The organism is Thiocapsa sp. (assembly GCF_011390875.1).
In the GTDB taxonomy this organism is placed as follows: Bacteria; Pseudomonadota; Gammaproteobacteria; order Chromatiales; family Chromatiaceae; genus Thiocapsa.
The window spans coordinates 1-5,959 of the sequence record NZ_JAABRP010000255.1 but is presented as its reverse complement, the minus strand read 5'-3'; the positions used below and the strand labels follow the sequence as shown (position 1 = coordinate 5,959).

The 5,959-nt window shown below is 64.1% G+C and carries 7 protein-coding genes; 3 read left to right on the top strand and 4 right to left on the bottom strand.

Annotated features, from left to right (window positions below):
- On the top strand, positions 1 to 900 hold a 900-nt coding region (locus GPT33_RS16495; RefSeq protein ID WP_296811039.1), incomplete at its 5' end, for a TraB family protein.
- A gap of 38 nt (positions 901 to 938) precedes the next feature.
- Here the strand turns inward: GPT33_RS16495 and GPT33_RS16490 are convergent.
- Together GPT33_RS16490 and GPT33_RS16485 are read right to left on the bottom strand one after the other, a co-directional pair.
- Complete coding sequence (locus tag GPT33_RS16490) at positions 939 to 1,532, bottom strand: YqiA/YcfP family alpha/beta fold hydrolase (protein ID WP_296811037.1); 594 nt, start codon at positions 1,530 to 1,532, stop codon at positions 939 to 941.
- Between the two features lie 49 nt (positions 1,533 to 1,581).
- A complete protein-coding gene (locus GPT33_RS16485; protein ID WP_296811035.1) occupies positions 1,582 to 2,559 on the bottom strand; it encodes a hypothetical protein in 978 nt (325 codons plus the stop codon).
- A 322-nt stretch (positions 2,560 to 2,881) separates the two neighbouring features.
- On the opposite strand from GPT33_RS16485, the gene GPT33_RS16480 reads away from it, so the two are divergent.
- The gene (locus tag GPT33_RS16480; protein ID WP_363929430.1) at positions 2,882 to 3,625 is read left to right on the top strand and encodes a spermidine synthase; all 744 of its coding nucleotides are present in this window, start codon (positions 2,882 to 2,884) and stop codon (positions 3,623 to 3,625) included.
- Positions 3,626 to 3,788: 163 nt separating this feature from the next.
- Positions 3,789 to 3,923, top strand: coding sequence for a hypothetical protein (locus tag GPT33_RS16475; RefSeq protein WP_296811030.1), 135 nt, complete (start codon positions 3,789 to 3,791; stop codon positions 3,921 to 3,923).
- A gap of 92 nt (positions 3,924 to 4,015) precedes the next feature.
- Here the strand turns inward: GPT33_RS16475 and GPT33_RS16470 are convergent, their stop codons facing one another.
- Both GPT33_RS16470 and prpF read right to left on the bottom strand, forming a co-directional pair.
- On the bottom strand, positions 4,016 to 4,756 hold the full coding sequence (locus GPT33_RS16470) for a sulfite exporter TauE/SafE family protein (protein WP_296811028.1): 741 nt from the start codon (positions 4,754 to 4,756) through the stop codon (positions 4,016 to 4,018).
- Positions 4,738 to 5,943 carry a 2-methylaconitate cis-trans isomerase PrpF gene (prpF, locus tag GPT33_RS16465; RefSeq protein WP_296811042.1) on the bottom strand — a complete coding sequence of 402 codons (1,206 nt, stop codon included), beginning with the start codon at positions 5,941 to 5,943 and terminating at the stop codon, positions 4,738 to 4,740. The genes GPT33_RS16470 and prpF overlap by 19 nt, the downstream gene beginning before the upstream one ends.
- Positions 5,944 to 5,959 lie beyond the last annotated feature (16 nt).

Here is a 5,959-nt window from a genome sequence, read left to right as displayed (position 1 = left end):
GGTGCGGAGCAGCGCGCAGCGATCCGCGTCGCCAAGGAGTTGGGTTTGCCGGTGCTGCTGATCGATCGTGAGATCGGGGTTACCCTCAAACGCATCTCGGCCAATCTCGGCTGGTGGAAGCGCTACACCCTCTTCACGGGACTCCTGGCCGCGATGCTGACCTCGGAGAAGGTCAGCGAGGAAGAGATCGAGCGGCTCAAAGAGGGCGATGTCCTCGAGACGACCTTTGCCGAGTTCGCCCATGATCGACGGGATCTGTTTGTTCCGCTGATCGAGGAGCGCGACCGTTACATGGCCGCAAAGCTGCGCAGCGAGACGGCGCGGACGGGAGTGAAGCGGGTCTTGGCCGTCGTAGGTGCGGGGCATCTGAAGGGCATCGCCGAGTCTTTGGAGACGGACGTCGCCGACCCCGCCGCGCTCACGCGAGCGCTCGAGGAGGTCCCACCGCCGAGCCGTTGGCCACGCATCCTGTCATGGGGTCTGGTCGTGTTGATCCTGAGCGGTTTCGCCTTCGGCTTTTCTCAGAGCACCACTATGGGGTGGGGTTTGGTCGCGGCCTGGGTCGTCATCAACGGCGGGCTTTCGGCCTTGGGTGCGCTCCTGGCCGGAGGGCACCCATTGACGGTGCTTGCGGCGTTTCTCGCCGCGCCGCTGACATCCCTGAACCCGACCATCGGTGCCGGTATGGTCACGGGTGCGGTCGAGCTTGCGATGCGCAAACCTCGGGTATCGGATTTCGGCCGGCTGCGTCTCGATGTCGTGACGCTGCGCGGCTGGTGGCGCAACCGTGTCGCACGGGTCTTTCTGGTGTTTCTGTTCAGCAGCCTCGGTTCCGGGATCGGCACCTATGTCGCCGGTTTTCATATCGTGGATCAGTTGTTTCGTGTCGGGGTCCCCTGAGATCGTGGCGGCGGGTCACGACGACGCGGCGGCCGGTATCAGCTGCGTGTCCGTTCGAGACCGTCGAGATGGTCCCGGATCGTCTCGATCGCCTCGTCGAGATGCTGGAACGTATGATCTCCGCCATCCCAGACCATGAGGCGGCCGCACCCGGCGTAGATGCGCTCGGCGATGCGCGAATCGATGACCTCGTCGCCACGCTCCAGAAACAGGGTGCTCGGTGTGCCGTCGCAAGGATCTGCGATGCCGTAGGGTCGGGTACTCTCGATCAATGCCTCGCTGACCCGGTAGCGCTCTCCGTCCGCCGTGGTCATGACCTCGCCGACGTGCTCCAGAAAGAGACTCCAGGGCGTGAGGGCCGGATTGATCATGAAGAGATGGGAGAACCGAAACCGGCGGGCCAGGTATTGGCCGTAGAAGCCGCCCATGGAGCTTCCGACCACGGCCGGCTCGACACCCTCGCCGTGCGCGAGAAGTGTGGCGAAAAAATCCGACAAGACGGCAACGGCATCCGCCGGGCGATGCGCCGGGTAGTCGACGGCAACGACCGGATGCGGGTCCAGTCGCTCGCGAAGGCGATTGGCCTTGAAGGATCGGCTCGAACTGTTGAGTCCGTGGATGTAAACGAGCATTGCGTTGAGGTTTTCGTAGGGCAGCTGTCTGAAGGCGCGCCGCTTGCGGCTAAACCTCGAGGAGGTCGTCTTGACATGAGGCGGGCGGCAGGCGAATCGGCTCTGCGTCGGTCGCGCTCGGGGGAGGACCGAAAAAAGTCAGCCTAAACAAAAGGCAGCGGTCGATAAACTCACGAGTGCTCTTGGGCATCGGTACCCGTGCGCGCACGATCGAGCCGATCAGCTCGGTCCCGTCGCGCAACAGCGCGACACTTTCCATTGCCTCGCGTGTGGCCTCGGCGCTCGCGCCCGGGGGCAGCGCGGGAGCTACGCGCCCGAGTCGATCGATCGCGACCGCGAAGGTCGGCCAGACATCGAAAATCACCGGGTCGGTGCGGAGGATCTCGCACTTGCGCTTGGCTGCATCGGCCAACGCTTCGATCCTTGGATCGATGTCGGTCACCTGGCGACTGCCCGCAAAGGTGTCCTTGAGGACCGCCGCGATGCGGTCGATGTCGCGCATGGTCATGGCGATCTTCAGGTAACGGCTGTCGTAGAAGTCTTCGATCGTCATGGAAAACGCCTTGAACGGCTCGCCCCAAAGCTCGTCGATCCCCTCGTCGCCGCTGCGATGCCGGACCGTCTTTCCCAGCTCCAATGCTTCGAGCAGGCAATGTCCGCATTCACGCATCAGGCTGTTGTCGGGGCCGATCTCGACGCCTGCGGATTGCAGCTCGACGAGACAGGTAAAGATATCCGCCGCTCGGTTGAAGAGTGCGCCCGCCAGCATGGCGCCGTTCACGCGCTTGCGCTCGGCATCGGTTTCCGAGGTATAGGCCGCGCGAGCCTCGTCGAGTCTGGAGCCGGGAATGTTGATGCCGTGCTCGACGTGATTGAACAGACGCCGCGTGAGTGCCTGGATCAGGCGCCGTTTGGTCTCGAGGGTGTCGCCCGGCGGCTCGTAGGACTTGATCCAGTAGCCGTCGTAATACACGCGCTCCTCGCCGAGGATCACGCATCGCGCGCCGTTGTCGGGTTGTTTGGACATGCCTCGGTCGGGATCCTGGGCGGGTTGTAGCGAGTGATACCGGTTTTTGGCGGGATGCGCAATCTCTCGCCAGGGATCCGTTACCCGGGATCCGGCAGTTTCGGGCGCCGGTTTCATGCCTCGTGGCGAATCCGCGTTGGCTTGCCTATGACCTCGAGTCCCACTGGACTATAGTGACGCACTCGGCTGGACACGCAACGACCGTCTCAATCCCGGTGTCGTGGGGGTTTCTCGCCGCCGGATGACGTGCGCCGTGTGATCTTCAAAGCATATCGAATCGTCTCACCGAGGGAACATGCGAGCAAAGGACAAAGTTGCATCCATGATTACGACCCTCTTCATATGGGGTCTCGCAGGGGCGCTGTTCGGCGCGTTGTTCGGTGGTCTGTACCAGGTCCTCGCCTTCCTGGGGCTGGCAGGCTGGCAGCCTTTAGTCATCGCGGCAGCAGCAGCGGCCATGACCACATCGGCCTTTTACAGCGCCATGCCTGTCGCGCTGATGGGAGCCATGGCCGGTGTTTTGGCGTCCATCGGGTATTTGATCGTCAGCGGGCAGAGTGTCGAGCTCCTCTGGATTGCCGGGACGGCGGGCGCGGGCGGGGTCCTCGCAGGCGTTTTCTATGCCTGGATGATCACCGGCGGAGGGCGGCCGCTCGCCGAGACGCTGACGGGTCTCATTGCCGGCGTGCTGGCCGGCGGCATCATGGCGCTCATCTTTGCCGCGCTCGGCATCCGGTTCAGTATGTTCGTACTGTCGGCGGGCGTCGTGGCACTGGTCGGGACCTTCTTCCAGGTCTCCGAGCGCTGGTTGGTCGCCCGCAGTGCGCGTTGGTTTCCGGCATTCCTGTCGGCGCCCGTCGTCGCTGGACTGATCGCGGCCGTGGTCGGGGCCAGTGTTTGGATCGTCGGCGGTACGACCTCCACGATGTTGAGCAGCACTGCGCAGGATTCCGCAAACCAGATCTTGAGCGCTGTTCCGCCCGGATTCCTCGGCGGAATGCTTGGCGGTGCCGTGACGGGTGTGATCTTGCAGATGCTCGGTTTCCGGCCCGAGCAGCCGCACTGAGGGCAAACCCTTTCTTCCCGCTTGAACGGAAAAGCGTGAAAGCCACATAAATTTTGTGATAATAGCTTGCCACCCTCGCACACGCCGGTCCCGTGCGTGCAAGGCCCGTGCAGGATAGGGTCCCGTGGTTTTTGCTCACCTCAACTGAAATGGAGGAGACCCGATGTTTGCCGTTCTCATCGCACTCGCCGTCGGTATCGTCATTGGCTGGAACTGGCCGATGCCCCCTTGGGCCAAGGACATCCAGGATCGTATCGTCCAGACCTTCCAGTCCCTGACCAATAAGACCCCCAAGTAACCTACCGAGCCGATCCGCATCGGTATTTGTCAGGGACGACAGCGTGAACGGCTTCGGGACCGTTGCGCTGTCTCTCGCCGATGCGGTCGGCGTCAGACCGAGTCGAGAATCAGCACCGCGGCGATCGCCCAGAGCGCCCGGTTCAACCAGCGCCGGTAGGTCCCTTGATCGAGCCGGCGGCGCACCCGAATCCCGATCCACAACACGCCCAGAACGGCAGGCAGCGCCACGAGCGCGAGCTGAATGACGATCGGATCCATGGCGTTTTGGAGCGCGAAACCGGTCAGCTGGCCGCTCTTGCTGGTGATGAAGCTCAGGTTGAAGGTCGCGACCATCAGACCCGGATGCATCCGGGTGTAGAGCGCGAAGGCGACCACGATGGGCGAGAAGACATTAACCAGGCCGGCCAAGAGACCCATCCCCAATCCCAACAGCGCCAGCCCCCAGCGCGGGATCCGATGCTCGGGTCCATCGCCGCGCTTGCGTTGCAGGATCAGGAAGACGATCAACACCAGGGCCAACAGGAGCCTGAAAGGCTCCGGGTCGACGCTCAGCAGTATCCGCGTGCCGATCAGGCTACCGACCATCGTGAAGACCGGGATGGGCCAGAAGCGGCGCAGTGCTTCGAGCCAGCGCCGTTCGGTGGCGATGCTGACCAGGTTGATGGCGATGGTCGGGATGAGCGTCAGGAGCACGGCCGCGCGCATATCCATCATAAGCACGAGCAGCGGCGTGGCGACCAGCGGGAACCCGAATCCGAAGGCGCCGTGCACGAAGGCGGCGATCAGGAGGATCCCGATCGCTACCAGGTCGATCAATGCGAAGGTGTCCAAGATTCCGAGGGCACCCGCACCCAGCCTTCCATCAGCACCCGGGCGCTGCGGCTCATGATGGCCTTAGTCACGGTCCAGTCGCCGTCGACATGACGTGCCTCGGCGCCGACGCGCAGTGTGCCCGAGGGGTGGCCGAAGCGGACCGCGGTGCGCTCTCCTCCCCCGGCAGCCAGGTTGACCAGGGTGCCGGGGATGGCGGCGGCGGTGCCGATGGCCACAGCGGCCGTTCCCATCATGGCGTGGTGCAGCTTGCCCATGGAGAGTGCGCGTACACACAGATCGATGTCGCCGGCGGCGACCGGCTTGCCGCTGGAGGAGACGTAGTCGGCGGGCGGGGCGACGAAGGCGACCTTGGGCGTGTGCTGGCGTGTCGCCGCCTCGGCGACATCTTTGATAAGGCCCATCCGCAGCGCGCCGTGGGCGCGGATGGTCTCGAACATCCTCAAGGCATCGGCATCGCCGTTGATGGCGTCCTGCAGCTCGGTGCCCCTGTAGCCGATGGCCTCCGCATTGATGAAGACGGTCGGGATACCGGCATTGATCATGGTGGCCTTGAGCATGCCGACACCGGGAACCTCGAGGTCGTCGACCAGGTTGCCGGTCGGGAACATGGAGCCGCCGCCCTCGCCGTCACCCTCGTCGGCTGGTTCCAGGAACTCCAACTGCACCTCGGCGGCCGGGAAGGTCACGCCGTCGAGTTCGAAATCACCCGTTTCCTGTACGGCGTCGTCGGTCATGGGCACGTGCGCGATGATGGTCTTGCCGATGTTGGCCTGCCAGACGCGCACCCTCGCCATGCCGTCCCGCGGCAGCCGGTCGGGATCGACCAAGCCGGCGCTGATGGCGAAGGAGCCTACCGCGGCCGAAAGGTTGCCGCAGTTGCCGCTCCAGTCGACGAAGGCCGTGTCGATGGACACCTGGCCGAACAGATAATCGACGTCGTGATCCGGCCTGCTGCTCTTGGACAGGATGACCGTCTTGCTGGTGCTCGAGGTCGCCCCGCCCATGCCGTCGATCTGCTTGCCGTAGGGGTCCGGGCTACCGATGACCCGCAGCAGCAGTGCATCGCGCGCCGGGCCTGGCACTTGGGCGGCCTCGGGCAGGTCATGCAGGCGGAAGAAGACGCCCTTGCTGGTGCCGCCGCGCATGTAGATGGCGGGGATGCGGATCTGGGGAACGTTGGGCATGTGATCGATATCTCTA

What these genes read in the sequence shown, in the direction of transcription:
- GPT33_RS16480 (WP_363929430.1), top strand. Translation starts at nt 2,882, where the DNA reads ATGATTACGACCCTCTTCATATGGGGTCTCGCAGGGGCGCTGTTCGGC.
- GPT33_RS16475 (WP_296811030.1), top strand. Translation starts at nt 3,789, where the DNA reads ATGTTTGCCGTTCTCATCGCACTCGCCGTCGGTATCGTCATTGGCTGG.
- GPT33_RS16485 (WP_296811035.1), bottom strand. Translation starts at nt 2,559, where the DNA reads ATGTCCAAACAACCCGACAACGGCGCGCGATGCGTGATCCTCGGCGAG.
- GPT33_RS16490 (WP_296811037.1), bottom strand. Translation starts at nt 1,532, where the DNA reads ATGCTCGTTTACATCCACGGACTCAACAGTTCGAGCCGATCCTTCAAG.
- prpF (WP_296811042.1), bottom strand. Translation starts at nt 5,943, where the DNA reads ATGCCCAACGTTCCCCAGATCCGCATCCCCGCCATCTACATGCGCGGC.